The organism is Paracraurococcus lichenis, assembly GCF_030657435.1.
GTDB classification, from domain to species: domain Bacteria; phylum Pseudomonadota; class Alphaproteobacteria; order Acetobacterales; family Acetobacteraceae; genus Paracraurococcus; species Paracraurococcus lichenis.
Genome location: NZ_JAUTWS010000035.1, coordinates 1 through 13,553 on the forward strand (window position 1 = coordinate 1; position 13,553 = coordinate 13,553).

The following is a 13,553-nucleotide window of genomic DNA, read 5'->3' on the forward strand; positions in this document are numbered from 1 at the left end:
GGGCTTGGAGCACGACATTCGGTCTTCGCGAGCCAGCAGACCCGTGCCGTCACGCGGCATCGGGGTGCTCGGCGCCTGCCTGGTCCGCTCCGGTCGCCCCGAAGGCGAAGGGGGTTCCCCCGAGGGCGGCAGCGCGGCAGTCGCCCGGGCCGGAACTCCGCGGCGCCAGGCCAGGCGAGGCCGTCCACGCTCAGGCAGAGGCGAGTCTTTGGTTCGATATATCAACTCTGGGGGCGGGCAGGGACCCGCAAGGACTGTCCCCCGGCATGCGCTCCCGGTGTCCCGCGGGTATCCGCCGCGACGGGAACCGCCCCCGGGCCCGGGACACCCCGGGCGGCCCTGAAAAGGCGAAGGGCCCGACCGCGTCAGCGATCGGGCCCTTCAGGGATTGGTGGAGCCAATCGGAATCGAACCGACGACCTCTTGAATGCCATTCAAGCGCTCTCCCAACTGAGCTATGGCCCCCCGGAGAGGACGCGGCGTATAGCGCCCGCCCGAGGGGTCCGCAAGAGCCCGGGAGGGACTTTCGCACATGACGATGCGCGATTAGGGTCCGCCCGGCTTCGACCGCCGAAAACCTCTGGAGGGGTGCGCATGGGCAAGGTGTATCCGGACGCGAAGGCGGCCCTGGCGGGGCTGCTGCGCGACGGGATGATGATCCATTCCGGTGGCTTCGGCCTCTGCGGCATCCCGGCCCTGCTGATCGAGGCGATCCGCGACAGCGACGTGAAGGACCTGACCATCGTCTCGAACAATGCCGGTATCGACGAGGCCGGGCTCGGCCTGCTGCTGAAGACGCGGCAGGTGAAGAAGATGATCAGCAGCTATGTCGGCGAGAACAAGACCTTCGCCGAGCAATTCCTGGCCGGCGAGCTGGAGATCGAGTTCAACCCGCAGGGCACGCTGGCCGAGCGCATCCGCGCCGGCGGCGCCGGCATCCCGGCCTTCTACACGAAGACGGGGGTCGGCACCGAGGTGGCCAAGGGCAAGCCCACGGCCGAGTTCGACGGCGAAACCTATGTACTGGAGCGCGGCCTCGTTGCCGACCTCGCCATCGTGCACGCCTATATGGGCGATACCGAGGGGAACCTCGTCTACCGGAAGACGGCGCGCAACTTCAACCCGATGATGGCCACCGCGGCGAAGGTGACCGTTGCGCAGGTCGAGCACCTGGTGCGACCGGGCGACATCGACCCGGACCACATCGTGACACCCGGCATCTTCGTCAAGCGCATGATCGCCTGCCCGCCGGGCTACGAGAAGCGCATCGAGCAGCGCACCGTCCGCAAGCGTGAACCGGCCGCCGCCGCCGGCCAGGAGGTCTGATCCCATGCCCTGGACCCGTGACCAGATGGCCGCCCGTGCGGCGCGCGAGCTGCAGGACGGCTTCTACGTCAACCTCGGCATCGGCATCCCGACGCTGGTGGCGAACCATGTGCCCGCCGGCATGAACGTGCAGCTGCAGAGCGAGAACGGCATGCTCGGCCTCGGCCCCTTCCCCTTTGAGGGCGAGGAGGACCCGGACCTGATCAATGCCGGCAAGCAGACCATCACGGCGCTGCCGACCAGCAGCTATTTTTCAAGTGCGGACAGCTTCGCCATGATCCGCGGCGGTCACATCGACCTGTCGATCCTGGGGGCCCTCCAGGTCGCAGCGAATGGCGACCTGGCCAACTGGATGATCCCCGGCAAGATGGTCAAGGGGATGGGCGGGGCGATGGACCTGGTCGCCGGGGTGAAGAAGGTGGTGGTGCTGATGGAGCACACCGCCGGCGGGAAACCCAAACTGCTCAAGCAGTGCAGCCTGCCGCTGACCGGTCAGCGCGTGGTGGACATGGTCATCACCGAGCTCGCGGTCTTCGAGATCGCCCGCAAGGGCGAGACCGCCGTGCGCCTCGTCGAGCTCGCGCCCGAGGTCACGCTCGAGGAGGTGCAGGCCAAGACCGAGGCGAGCTTCACCCCCGCCTTCCGGAACTGAGCCTGGGCGCCGACCCAGGGCGATCCACAGCGGGCCCTCAGGCAAAGCGGACCAGCACCACCAGCGCGGCGAGCATCTGCGCCGCGTTCAGGATGACGCTGAGGCGATGCGCCCGGTCGAAGCGCGGCTTCGCCGCCGCATCGCCCCTTTGGGCCGCATCCGACAGGGCATTGATCCGCGGCATCAGCCCCTGCCGCAGCCAGCCGGTCAGCGCCGCCGTCGCGGCCATGGCCAGCGCATCCGGCAGCCGCAGGGGCAGCAGCGCCACGGCGGCGGCGGCCGAGAGGCCGAGCACCCAGAGGTAGTAGACCGGGAAGACCTGCCGGATGAAGCGGCCGGACCACTCCGGCGGCAGGCGGGTGAAGACCAGCGGCGCGACGGCGACCGCGAAGAACGCCATGCCGCCCAGCAGCAGGGCGGTGGCGAGGAGGGCGACGGCGGAGAGGAGCATGCGCCGCAGGTGGCGCCGCCGCGCCGCGGCGCAAGCCGCCCCGTATGGACGCGCCACGCCGGACTGGCCAGGATCTTGCTGCGCCTGGGCGCAAGGAAAAGGACGGAAAGGCCTGCATGCCCTCAACAACGATCGTCCTCGGTGCCGGCATGGTCGGCGTCTCGGTCGCCGTCCATCTGCGGCGTCGCGGCCATGATGTCGTGCTGGTGGACCGCACCGGCCCCGGCGAGGGCGCGAGCTTCGGCAATGGCGGCCTGATCCAGCGGGAGGCGGTGCATCCCCATCCCTTCCCGCGCACGCTCTCGGAATTGCGCCGCATCGCCGGCAACCGCGCGGTCGATGCGGTCTACCACCCGCTGGCTCTGCCCGGCTTCGCCTCCCCGCTGCTGCAGTACTGGTGGCATTCCGAGCCCAGGCGCTACGTCCAGGCGGCTGAGGCGCATGCGCGGCTGATCGCCACCTGCCTCGACGAGCACCGCACCCTGGCCGAGGCGGCCGGCGCGATGGACCTGCTGCGGCCGATCGGCTGGATGCGGCTCTACAGCGACGCGGTGATGCTGGAGGCGGCGCTGGCCCAGGCCGAGACGGCGCGGCGCGACTGGGACGTGAACTACGTCGCGCTGGACGCCGCCGGGCTGGCAGAGGCCGAGCCGCACCTGCAGGTGTCCCGCGCCGGCGCCATCCACTGGACGGACCCCTATTCGGTCAGCGACCCGCATGCGCTGACGCTCGCCTATGCCGGCCTCTTCGCGCGGGAGGGCGGGACGGTCGCGCTCGGCGATGCCATGACGCTGCGCCGCGCCGGCGCCGGCTGGGCCGTCCGGACGCAGGCGGGCGAGGTGGAGGCGGCCGAGGTGGTCGTCGCCCTCGGCGCCGCCGCGGTCGAGCTGACGAAGCGCTTCGGCTATGCGCCGCCGCTCTTCGGCAAGCGCGGCTACCACATGCACTACCGGCTGCGCGGCAATGCGGTGCTGCACCGGCCGGTGCTGGACACCGAGAGCGCCTTCCTGCTCGCGCCCATGCGCGCCGGCATCCGGCTGACCACCGGCGCGGAGTTCGCCAGGCCCGGCGCACCGCCGACGCCGGTGCAGCTCGAGCGCGCGGAGCCGATCGCGCGCGGCTTGCTGCCGCTCGGCGAACGCGTGGAGGGCGTGCCCTGGATGGGCGTGCGGCCCTGCATGCCCGACATGCTGCCGGTGATCGGCCGGCTGCCGGGCCAGCCCGGCCTCTGGTGCGCCTTCGGCCATGCGCATCAGGGCCTGACCCTGGGCCCGACGACGGGACGGCTGCTGGCGGCGATGATGACAGGCGATGCGCCCTTCCTGCCGCCCGAGCCCTACCGCGCTGAGCGGTTCTGAGGCAGGCGCGGGGATGGCGCTGCGGCCCGGGTCTGCATCCCCTCGCGCTGCAAAGCCTGCATCAAGGTACTGCGATCTGGCCCCGGCAGGACCGATATCGCCACTGGCCGAGGACACCGGGGCCGCCCGCCGGCGCTAAGCGCGCATCCGGCGGCGCGCTTCCCGCCGGCGCGGAGGACCACCCACCCATGGACCCATTCTCCCGACGCGGCGCGCTCGGCGCCGCGGGCGGCCTGTTGGCCGCGAAGACCGCACTGGCGCAGGCCCCGGCGCCGGCCGGCACGCCGAACGCGCCCGCAATCCCGTCGAACCGCCGCATCCTCGGCCCGCAGAACGAGGCGCGGCAGGCGCAGAACCCAGACGTCCTGAACCCGCCCTCGACGGACCAGGGGCCGATGCCCAACCTGCGCTTCGCCTATGCGGATTCGCACCGGCGCCTCGAGACCGGCGGCTGGACGCGCGAGATCACCATCCGCGAGCTGCCGATCTCCGCCAGCATGGCCGGCGTGAACATGCGGCTCGATGCCGGCGGCATCCGGGAGCTGCACTGGCACAAGGAAGCCGAGTGGGCGATCATGCTGGGGGGCAGCGCCCGCATCACCGCGGTGGACGAGAAGGGCCGCTGGTTCGTCGACGACGTGCAGGAGGGCGACCTCTGGTACTTCCCCTCCGGCATCCCGCATTCGATCCAGGGCCTGCAGCCCGAAGGCTGCGAGTTCCTGCTGGTCTTCGACAACGGCAGCTTCTCCGAGGACAGCACCTTCATGCTGACCGACTGGCTGAAGCACGTGCCGAAGAGCGTCCTGGCGAAGAACTTCCGCCAGCCCGAGAGCGCCTTCGGCAACCTGCCGAAGGAGCACCTCTACATCTTCAACGGGCCCGTGCCCGGCGCGCTGCAGGCCGACATCCCGAAGGAGGTGGAGAAGGTGCCGGAGAGCTTCAGCCACCGCATGCTGCAGCAGAAGCCGCTCTTCGAGGGACCCGGCGGCTGGGTGCGGGTCACGGATTCCTCGCACTTCCCGGCGTCCAAGAGCATCGCCGCAGCGATGGTGGAGCTGCAGCCGGGCGCGCTGCGGGAGCTGCACTGGCACCCGAATGCCGACGAGTGGCAGTACTACATCGCGGGCCAGGGCCGCATGGGCGTGGTCGGGGCGGAGCAGCATGCCCGCACCTTCGACTTCCGCGCCGGCGATGTCGGCTACGTGCCCTATGCCATGGGGCACTACATCGAGAATACGGGGACCGAGCCGCTGCGCTTCCTCGAGATGTTCAAGAGCGACCACTATGCCGACATCTCGCTGAACCAGTGGATGGCGGTGACGCCGCACGAGTTGGTGCAGGCGCATCTCCATCTGCCGGACGGCGCGCTGGCGGCGCTGGCGAAGGACAAGGTGCCGGTGACGCAGGGCTGACAACGAAAGGGCCGAGGGCGCGACGCGCCCCCGGCCCCGGTCGCCGCGCGGGATGCCGCGCTCAGTAGCGGTACTGGTCGGCCTTGAAGGGACCGGCCTGGTCCACGCCGATATAGCTGGCCTGCTGCGCCGAGAGGCGGGTCAGCTTCGCGCCCACCTTCTCCAGGTGCAGCGCCGCCACCTTCTCGTCCAGGTGCTTCGGCAGCACATAGACCTTCTTCTCGTACTTGCCCGGGTTGGACCAGAGCTCGATCTGCGCCAGCGTCTGATTGGTGAAGGAGGCCGACATCACGAAGCTCGGGTGGCCCGTGGCATTGCCGAGGTTCACCAGCCGCCCCTCGGAGAGCAGGATGATGCGCTTGCCGTCGGGGAACTCCACCTCGTCCACCTGCGGCTTCACGTTGTGCCACTGGTAGTTCTTCAGGCTAGCGACTTGGATCTCGCTGTCGAAGTGGCCGATGTTGCAGACGATGGCGCGGTGCTTCATCGCCCGCATGTGGTCGATGGTGATGACGTCGACATTGCCGGTCGCGGTGACGAAGATGTCGGCGCGCGGCGCGGCATCCTCCATCGTCACGACCTCGTAGCCTTCCATGGCCGCCTGCAGGGCGCAGATCGGGTCGACCTCGCTCACCATGACCCGGCAGCCGGCATTGCGCAGCGAGGCGGCGCTGCCCTTGCCCACGTCGCCGAAGCCCGCGACCATCGCCACCTTGCCGGACATCATCACGTCGGTGCCGCGGCGGATGCCGTCCACCAGGCTCTCGCGGCAGCCATAGAGGTTGTCGAATTTCGACTTGGTGACGCTGTCGTTCACGTTGATGGCGGGGAACAGGAGCTTCCCTTCCTTCGCCATGACATAGAGGCGGTGCACGCCCGTCGTCGTCTCCTCGGAGACGCCCTGGATCGCCTTGGCGAGGCGGGCGAACCAGCCCGGCTTCTCCGACAGGGTCCGCTTGATGAGGGCGAAGAAGACCTCCTCCTCCTCGTTCGTCGCCTTGTCGAGGAAGGCCACGTCGCCCTGCTCGGCGCGCAGGCCGTAATGGACCAGCAGGGTCATGTCGCCGCCGTCGTCGAGCAGCATGTTCGGCTCGCCGCCATCGGCCCATTCGAGGGTCTTGCGGACATAGTCCCAGTACTCCGGCAGCGTCTCGCCCTTCACGGCGAAGACCGGCGTGCCGGCGGCGGCGATGGCGGCCGCGGCATGGTCCTGGGTCGAGAAGATGTTGCAGGAGGACCAGCGGACATCGGCGCCGAGGGCCTTCAGCGTCTCGATCAGAACGGCGGTCTGGATGGTCATGTGCAGGCAGCCGGCGATGCGGGCGCCCTTCAGCGGCTGCGAGGGGCCGTATTCCTTCCGCACCGCCATCAGGCCGGGCATCTCGTCCTCGGCCATGGCGATCTCCTTCCGGCCCCACTCGGCCAGGGAGAGGTCCTTCACCTTGTATTCGGCGGCTGCGGCCATGACGGGCAATCCCTCGTTCGGTGGCCGGCGGCGTAGCATGCCCCGGTGTGCCTTGGCCAGGGGTCCCGTACAGGCATAAGCATGTCTTTATGTCCCCGGAAACCCAGGCCCTTCTCGGTCCGGTCGGCGGCCGATACGTCTTGCCGAACGGCCATTCCCACACCATGGTCCGGCCATGAAGGCCCGACAGGGCCACCTGGGAGGAAGGATCGCATGAAGAACCCTTGGCTCGCCCTCGGCCTGGGCGCCGCCCTGATGCTGCCCGCCATCGCCCAGGCCCAGCAGGCCCCGGCGCCGGCCTGGGCGCAGGGCCGGCCTGACAGCCTGGCGGCATCGCCGCTCGCCCCGAATGCCCCGAAGCTGACCGCCACGCCCCTGGAGCAGGTGCCGGTCGGCAAGCTGACCCTGCCGCCGGGCTTCAAGGCCGAGGTCTTCGCGCATGGCATGCCGGGCGCGCGCATGATGGCGCTGGGCTCGAACGGCACGCTCTTCATCGGCACGCGCACCATCGGCCGCGTCTATGCGGTGAAGGATGGCAAGACCTATACGATCGCGTCGGGGCTCAACCAGCCGAACGGCGTCGCCTTCAAGGATGGCGCGCTCTATGTCATCGCCATCAACAAGGTGTTCCGCTACGACGGGATCGAAGCGAAGCTCGACGCTCCCGGCACCCCGGCGGACCTGACCGCGGCCTTCGCCCTGCCGACCGAGGAGCACCATGGCTGGAAATTCGCCAGCTTCGGGCCGGACGGCAAGCTCTACATGCAGGTCGGCGCGCCCTGCAACATCTGCCAGATCGACGAGAACCGGCACGCGCTGCTGCTGCGCTACAACCCGGACGGCTCGGGCCGCGAGGTCGTGGCGCGCGGCGTGCGCAACAGCGTCGGCCAGGCCTTCCATCCCACGACCGGCCAGCTCTGGTTCACCAACAACGGCCGGGACTGGGCGGGCGAGGATTCGCCGGAGGACACGCTCGGCGTCGTGCAGAAGACCGGCGAGCATTTCGGCTTCCCCTTCTGCCACATGGGCAGCATGGCGGACCCGGACGTGAAGGGGCGGGAGTGCTCGGAATTCTCGCCGCCGGCGCTGAAGCTCGGCCCGCATGCCGCGGCGCTCGGCATCCGCTTCTACACCGGCGACATGTTCCCGGCGGAATACAGGAACAGCATGTTCATCGCCCGGCACGGCTCCTGGAACCGCACGCAGCGCATCGGCTATGACGTGGTGAACGTCACCCTCGATGCGCAGGGCAAGCCGAGCATGCGGCCCTTCCTGGGCGGGCTGCTGGAGGGCAATGCCTATCTCGGCCGGCCGACCGACGTGCAGCAGATGCCGGACGGCTCGCTGCTGGTCTCGGACGAGCAGGCCGGCGCGATCTACCGCATCACCTATTCCCGGTGAGGCGGTTGCGGGGAACCCTGCTCGCGGCGGCCCTCCTAGCCGCCGCGCTCGTGCTGCCGGCGCGGGCGGCCGAGCCGGCACGCGGCGAGGCGCTGGCCGGGGAGCGCGGCTGCGGCGCCTGCCACGGGGCGAAGGGCGTGTCGGCGCAGCCGAACATCCCGTCGCTGGCCGGGCAGCAGCCGGAATTCGTCACCCTGCAGCTCATCCTGTTCCGCGAGAGGCTGCGCGACGCGCCGCCCATGCCGGACATCGCGCAGGGCCTGGCGGATGAGCAGGTGGAGGCGCTGGCGGCCTTCTACGCCTCCCTCCCGCCTGCGCCGCCCGCCGACCGCGCGCCGAAGCGGGACGCCGCGGTGCAGGAGGGCGCGGCGCTGGCGCAGCGGCTGCGCTGCGGCATCTGCCACCTGCCGGACTATCGCGGGCAGAACCAGGTGCCGCGCATCGCCGGCCAGCGGGAGGAATTCCTGGTCCATGCCCTTGTGGGCTACCGCGACAGCACGCGGCACGGCACGGACACCAACATGAATGCCGTGATGTACGGCGTCTCGGATGCCGAGATCGCGGCGATCGCGCACTACATGGCGCATCAGTAGCGGGATGGGGGCGCCCCGCGGGACGCCCCCGCCTCCCCGTCAGCTCGCCGTCAGGCTCTTCCAGTCCACGCCGCTCTCGAAGGCCGCGGCGGCGCGGTAGATGGTGGCCTCGTCGTACATCTTCCCCGTCAGCATCAGGCCGACCGGCAGCCCGTCCGCCAGGCCGCAAGGGACGCTCATCGAGGGATGGTGCGTGCAGTCGAAGGGCGCGGTGTTCGGCAGCACCTCGAAGGCGCGCTGGATGATCTCGGTAGTGGAGGCCGCCGCCGAGGGCAGCGGCGTCGCCGCCATGGGCAGCGTCGGCATGGCCAGCAGGTCGTATTGCGCCAGCACGTCGTCATAGGCCTTGCGCAGCCGCCGGACCAGGTTCTGCGCCTTGGCATAGTAGTGGCCGCGATGGCGCGTGACCATGTAGTGGCCGAGCAGCATGGTGTTCTTCAGCGTCTCGGACAGCTCGTCCGCCCGCGTCCGCCAGGCGCTGTGCGCGTCGAGCAGCGAGTTGACGTAGAGCCCCTGCCAGTTGAAGCCGAAGCCGTTGCCCTGCATCATCTGCACCGTCGCGCCCTCGGCCGCCACCGGCAGCCAGATGGCGGCGCCCAGCGCATGCATGGGGATCGAGACCTCCTCGACCACGGCGCCGAGGCCCTTCAGCCGCTCGGCGGCCTCCCGGACCAGCGCGTCGTTCGCCTCCTGCGACTGCGGATGGCCGAAGCCCTCCTTCACCAGGGCGATCCTCATCCCCTTCACGCCGCCCGACATCAGGCTGCGGTAGTCCGGCACCGGCGCCGTGCTGTACTGCCGCGGGTCGAGCCCGTCGGGGCCGGCCAGCACTTCCAGCAGCAGCGCATTGTCCTCGACGGTCGCGGTCATCGGCCCGGTGTGGTCGAGCGTCAGCTCGATCGGCATGATGCCGGTATAGGGCACTAGGCCATGGGTCGGCTTCATGCCATAGATGCCGCAATAGGAGGCGGGCATGCGGATGGAGCCGCCCTGGTCGCCGCCGAGCGCCATCGGCACCTCACCCACCGCGACCACCGCGCCGGAGCCGGAGGAGGAGCCGCCGGCCGAATAGCCCATGCGGTGCGGGTTGTGCACCGGCGCCGGCGCGCTGGTATGGCTGCCGCCGGAGAAGCAGAAATACTCGCAGACCGTCTTGCCGACGATGGTGCCGCCGGCGTCGAGGATGCGGGTGACGACCGTCGCATCCACGTCCGGCACATAGCCTTCCAGCGTCGAGGCGCCGTTCATCATCGGCACGCCGGCGACGCAGATGTTGTCCTTGACCGCGACCTTCTTGCCCTTGAGCTTGCCGCTCGGCGCGCCTTCGATCGTGCTCTTCACGTACCAGGCGTTGTAGGGGTTCTCGGCGCCGGTGGGGCGATGGCCCGGCGTGCGCGGCCATTTCACCGCCGGCAGCTCGTCCGTCATCTGGTCGACGAGGTTGTAGGCGGCGATCCCGCCCTCGAGGCAGGCGCGGTGCTGCGCCAGCTCCTCCTCCGTGAAGCTCATGCCGAGCTCCGCCCCGACCTTGCGCAGCTCCTCCAGGGATGGAAGCCTGAGTGTCCCGAGCGGCATGGTGTCCCTCCTTGTCAGGCGTGGGTGCCGACGAACTCCTGCACCAGCGCAGGGTCGGCGAGCGCGGCCGGCGGCATCTCCCGCGTGATCCGGCCGCGATGGATCAGCAGGATGCGGTCCGAGAGGGCCTGGATGAAGTCCAGGTTCTGCTCGACCAGCAGCACGGAGAGGCCCTTCCGCCGCAGCGCATGGATGCGGTCGATCATGGCCTCGACGATGGAGGGCTGTATGCCCTCGGTCGGCTCGTCCAGCAGCAGCAGGCGCGGCCGGCCGCAGAGCGCGCGGGACAGCGCCAGCAATTGCTGCTCCCCGCCCGAGAGCGCGCCGCCCGGGCGGTCCAGCAGGCGCCGCAGCTCGGGGAACTCGTCCAGCACCTCTTCCAGCACCAGCGCCTCGTCGCCGCCCTTGGCGACGATGGCGAAGCGCAGGTTGTCGAGCACCGAGAGCGCCGGGAAGATCTGCCGCCCCTGCGGCACGTAGCCGAGGCCGCGGCGGGCGCGGGCATGCGGCGGCAGGCGCTGGATCTCCGCCCCGTCCAGCAGGATCCGCCCGGCCTTGGCCGGTAGCAGCCCCATGACGGTGCGCAGCAGCGTGGTCTTGCCCATGCCGTTATGGCCGAGGATGCCGACGCAGCTCCCCTCCGCCAGCGAGAGGTCGGCGCCGTGCAGCACGCCGATGCGGCCATAGCCGGAGACGAGGCCCGATACCTCCAGCATCACGCCGGCACCTTCTGCCGCGCCTCGGGCGGGCGGCCGAGATAGACGTCATGGACCCGGGGGTCGGCGAGCACCGCCTCGGCGCTGTCCTCGGCCAGCACGCGGCCCTGGTGGAAGACGGTGACGGTGCGGGCGATGGCGCGGATGAACTGCATGTCGTGCTCCACCACCACGATGGCGTGGTCGCGGTTCATCTCCCGGATCAGGGCGGCGGTGCCGGCGGTCTCCTCCGCGCTCATGCCCGCCGTCGGCTCGTCCAGGATGATCAGGTCGGGCTCCGGTGCTACGACGGTCGCAAGCTCCACCAGTTGCCGCTGGCCATGCGCGAGCAGCCCGACCGGCTTCGCGGCGAGATCGGCGATGCCGAGGCGGTCGAGTGCGGCCATGGCGCGCTTCCGCGCCTCCCGCTCGCCATGCCGGCGCCGCACGCCGAGCGTCACGCCCTCGAGCGCCGTCAGCCTGTCAAACAGTGAGGGCACCTGCGTCTTGATGCCGATCCCCCGCCGGGCGATCTCGTGCGGCTGCAGGCCGGTGATGTCCTCGCCGCGCCAGAGGATGCGGCCGGAGGTCGGGCGGTACTGGCCGGTCAGGCAGCGGAAGAAGGTGCTCTTCCCCGCGCCGTTCGGGCCGATCAGGCAGCGCAGCTCGCGCTCCCCGATCGAGAGCGTCACGCCGTCCACCGCGACGACGCCGCCGAAGCGCATGGTCAGGTTCTCGGTCGCCAGCAGCGCGGTCATGGCTCCTCCCGCCTCCGCACCAGGCCGAGCAGCGTCGGCTGCAGCCCGCGCGGGATGGCCAGCACCGCGACGACCAGCACCAGGCCGAGGATCAGGTTGGGGTTCACCTCCGGCAGGGTGCCGGCCCAGGCGGTCAGCGCCTGCAGCAGCATCGCGCCCACCACCGGGCCGAACAGCGTGCCGACGCCGCCGACCATGACCCAGATGATGATCTGTCCGGAATAGGCGAGGCTGAACATGGTCGGGCTGACGAAGACGCAATTGGCGAAGAGCAGGCCGGCCAGCCCCGCCATGGTCCCGCCGATGGTGAAGATGCCGAGCTTGTAGAGCCGCACGTCGTAGCCGAGGAGCGCGGCGCGCAGCTCGTTCTCCCGGATCGCCACCACCACCCGGCCGAAATGGCTGCGCAGGATCAGCTTGCAGAGCGCGTAGCAGGCGCCGAGGCAGAGCACGGCGACGGCGAAGATCTGCTCCGGCGCCAGCGGCGTGCCGGGATCGCCTGGCAGGTTCAGCGGCGGCGTCGCCGGGATGCCGTTGAAGCCGCCGAGCGGCGCGGCGCCGATGCGCCATTCGTCGCCGGCGGTGGAGTTGATGAAGTTGAACAGGATCAGCGTCACCGTCAGGGTGATGACGCCCATGTAGACGTCGCTGATCCGGCCGTAGAACATCACGTAGCCCAGCGCCGCCGCGGCCAGCGCCGGCACCAGCAGCGCGACGGGGATGGCCCAGGTGGTGTCGGGGAAGTTCAGCGCGCCGACGGCATAGGCATAGCCGCCGAGGCCGAAGAAGGCCGCCTGCCCGAAGCAGAGGATCCCTCCGAAGCCCCAGACCAGGCCGAGGCTGAGGGCGAGCACCGCCATGGCCGTATAGACCGTGGCATTGATGAGGGAGAAGAGCTCGAGCACCTGCGGCAGCCACCAGGCCGCGACGGCGGCGGCGAACAGCGCGAGGGCGGCCTGGAAGGCGGCGCGGCCCTTCTCCGTCCCGATCCCGCCCATCAGAGCGCCCGCCGGAAGAAGCGGCCGGTGATGCCCTGCGGCAGCAGCCGCAGCAGCACGATGGCGACGCCGAGCATCAGCACCTCTCCCAGGACCGGCGTGGTGGCGAAGGTCCCGAGCGTATTGACGCTGCCGAGCAGGCCGGAGGCGGTGGCGGTGCCGGCCAGCATCGCCGCGCCGCCGGTGATGACCGTGATGAAGCTCTTCGCGATATAGGCCGTGCCCATGGTGGGCACGACGCCGGAGAAGGGCGCCATCAGCGCGCCGGCGAGGCCGGAGACGGCCGCGCCGGCGGCGAAGGAGAGGGCATAGACCCGCTCCGTCGGCACGCCGAGGGCCGCCGCCATGCCGGCATTCTGCATGGTGCCCCGCGCGATCAGCCCCGCGGGTGTGAAGCGCAGCACCGCCCAGACCGCGGCGAGCAGCGCGACGGTCGCGCCGATCAGGAACAGCCCGTAGCCGGAGGTCGAGTAGGCGCCGATCTGCACGCTGCCGAGCGGCGCCGAGAAGCCGCTGACGGTATTGCCGAAGATCATCGTCACCGCCCCGATCAGCGCCAGCGACAGGCCCCAGGTGGCCAGCATGGTATCCACCATGCGCCCGTAGAGGCGGCGGATCACCAGGCGTTCCACCACCGCGCCGAGCAGCCCGACGCAGAGCGGCGCGACCACCAGCATGGCGACCCACAGGTTGATCCCGGCCTCGACGGCCAGGATCGCGCTGTAGGCGCCGAGCATCAGGAACTCGCCATGCGCGAGGTTGATCACCCGCATCATGCCGAAGACGATCGCAAGCCCCAGGCTGATCAGCAGCAGCGTGGCGATGCCGGTCAGCGCCTGGATGCCGGTGGCGAGGACGAGGTCCATGGC

At 70.3% G+C, this 13,553-nt stretch carries 13 protein-coding genes and 1 tRNA gene; 6 read left to right on the forward strand and 8 right to left on the reverse strand.

Annotated elements, in window-relative coordinates:
• Nucleotides 1–389: 389 nt before the first annotated feature.
• A tRNA-Ala gene (locus tag Q7A36_RS25865) sits at nucleotides 390–465 on the reverse strand.
• Nucleotides 466–594: 129 nt separating this feature from the next.
• Between Q7A36_RS25865 and Q7A36_RS25870 the strand changes: the two genes are divergently transcribed.
• Both Q7A36_RS25870 and Q7A36_RS25875 read left to right on the forward strand, forming a co-directional pair.
• A complete protein-coding gene (locus Q7A36_RS25870) occupies nucleotides 595–1,326 on the forward strand; it encodes a CoA transferase subunit A (RefSeq protein ID WP_305106657.1) in 732 nt (243 codons plus the stop codon).
• A gap of 4 nt (nucleotides 1,327–1,330) precedes the next feature.
• Complete coding sequence (locus Q7A36_RS25875; protein WP_305106658.1) at nucleotides 1,331–1,978, forward strand: CoA transferase subunit B; 648 nt, start codon at nucleotides 1,331–1,333, stop codon at nucleotides 1,976–1,978.
• Between the two features lie 37 nt (nucleotides 1,979–2,015).
• Here the strand turns inward: Q7A36_RS25875 and Q7A36_RS25880 are convergent, their stop codons facing one another.
• Nucleotides 2,016–2,429: a DUF4149 domain-containing protein gene (locus tag Q7A36_RS25880; RefSeq protein ID WP_305106659.1), complete on the reverse strand. Its 414-nt coding sequence runs from the start codon at nucleotides 2,427–2,429 to the stop codon at nucleotides 2,016–2,018.
• A gap of 116 nt (nucleotides 2,430–2,545) precedes the next feature.
• On the opposite strand from Q7A36_RS25880, the gene Q7A36_RS25885 reads away from it, so the two are divergent.
• A complete protein-coding gene (locus Q7A36_RS25885; protein WP_305106660.1) occupies nucleotides 2,546–3,787 on the forward strand; it encodes an NAD(P)/FAD-dependent oxidoreductase in 1,242 nt (413 codons plus the stop codon).
• 188 nt (nucleotides 3,788–3,975) lie between these two features.
• On the forward strand, nucleotides 3,976–5,199 hold the full coding sequence (locus Q7A36_RS25890; RefSeq protein WP_305106661.1) for an oxalate decarboxylase family bicupin: 1,224 nt from the start codon (nucleotides 3,976–3,978) through the stop codon (nucleotides 5,197–5,199).
• A 61-nt stretch (nucleotides 5,200–5,260) separates the two neighbouring features.
• On the opposite strand, the gene ahcY is transcribed toward Q7A36_RS25890, so the two are convergent.
• Nucleotides 5,261–6,664, reverse strand: a complete 1,404-nt coding sequence (ahcY, locus tag Q7A36_RS25895; protein ID WP_305106662.1) for an adenosylhomocysteinase — start codon at nucleotides 6,662–6,664, stop codon at nucleotides 5,261–5,263.
• A 213-nt stretch (nucleotides 6,665–6,877) separates the two neighbouring features.
• Here ahcY and Q7A36_RS25900 point away from each other — a divergent pair, with 213 nt between their 5' ends.
• Complete coding sequence (locus tag Q7A36_RS25900; RefSeq protein ID WP_305106663.1) at nucleotides 6,878–8,065, forward strand: PQQ-dependent sugar dehydrogenase; 1,188 nt, start codon at nucleotides 6,878–6,880, stop codon at nucleotides 8,063–8,065.
• Nucleotides 8,066–8,070: 5 nt separating this feature from the next.
• Nucleotides 8,071–8,658 carry a c-type cytochrome gene (locus Q7A36_RS25905; protein ID WP_305106664.1) on the forward strand — a complete coding sequence of 196 codons (588 nt, stop codon included), beginning with the start codon at nucleotides 8,071–8,073 and terminating at the stop codon, nucleotides 8,656–8,658.
• 39 nt (nucleotides 8,659–8,697) lie between these two features.
• Here Q7A36_RS25905 and Q7A36_RS25910 read toward each other — a convergent pair whose 3' ends face one another.
• The 5 genes from Q7A36_RS25910 to Q7A36_RS25930 are packed head-to-tail and all read right to left on the reverse strand — an operon-like array spanning nucleotide 8,698 to nucleotide 13,550.
• A complete protein-coding gene (locus tag Q7A36_RS25910; protein WP_305106665.1) occupies nucleotides 8,698–10,233 on the reverse strand; it encodes an amidase in 1,536 nt (511 codons plus the stop codon).
• A 14-nt stretch (nucleotides 10,234–10,247) separates the two neighbouring features.
• Nucleotides 10,248–10,949, reverse strand: coding sequence for an ABC transporter ATP-binding protein (locus Q7A36_RS25915; protein WP_305106666.1), 702 nt, complete (start codon nucleotides 10,947–10,949; stop codon nucleotides 10,248–10,250).
• Complete coding sequence (locus Q7A36_RS25920; protein ID WP_305106667.1) at nucleotides 10,949–11,686, reverse strand: ABC transporter ATP-binding protein; 738 nt, start codon at nucleotides 11,684–11,686, stop codon at nucleotides 10,949–10,951. Before Q7A36_RS25920 ends, Q7A36_RS25915 begins: the two co-directional genes overlap by 1 nt.
• Nucleotides 11,683–12,684, reverse strand: a complete 1,002-nt coding sequence (locus Q7A36_RS25925) for a branched-chain amino acid ABC transporter permease (protein WP_305106668.1) — start codon at nucleotides 12,682–12,684, stop codon at nucleotides 11,683–11,685. Before Q7A36_RS25925 ends, Q7A36_RS25920 begins: the two co-directional genes overlap by 4 nt.
• Nucleotides 12,684–13,550, reverse strand: a complete 867-nt coding sequence (locus Q7A36_RS25930) for an ABC transporter permease subunit (protein WP_305106669.1) — start codon at nucleotides 13,548–13,550, stop codon at nucleotides 12,684–12,686. Before Q7A36_RS25930 ends, Q7A36_RS25925 begins: the two co-directional genes overlap by 1 nt.
• Nucleotides 13,551–13,553 lie beyond the last annotated feature (3 nt).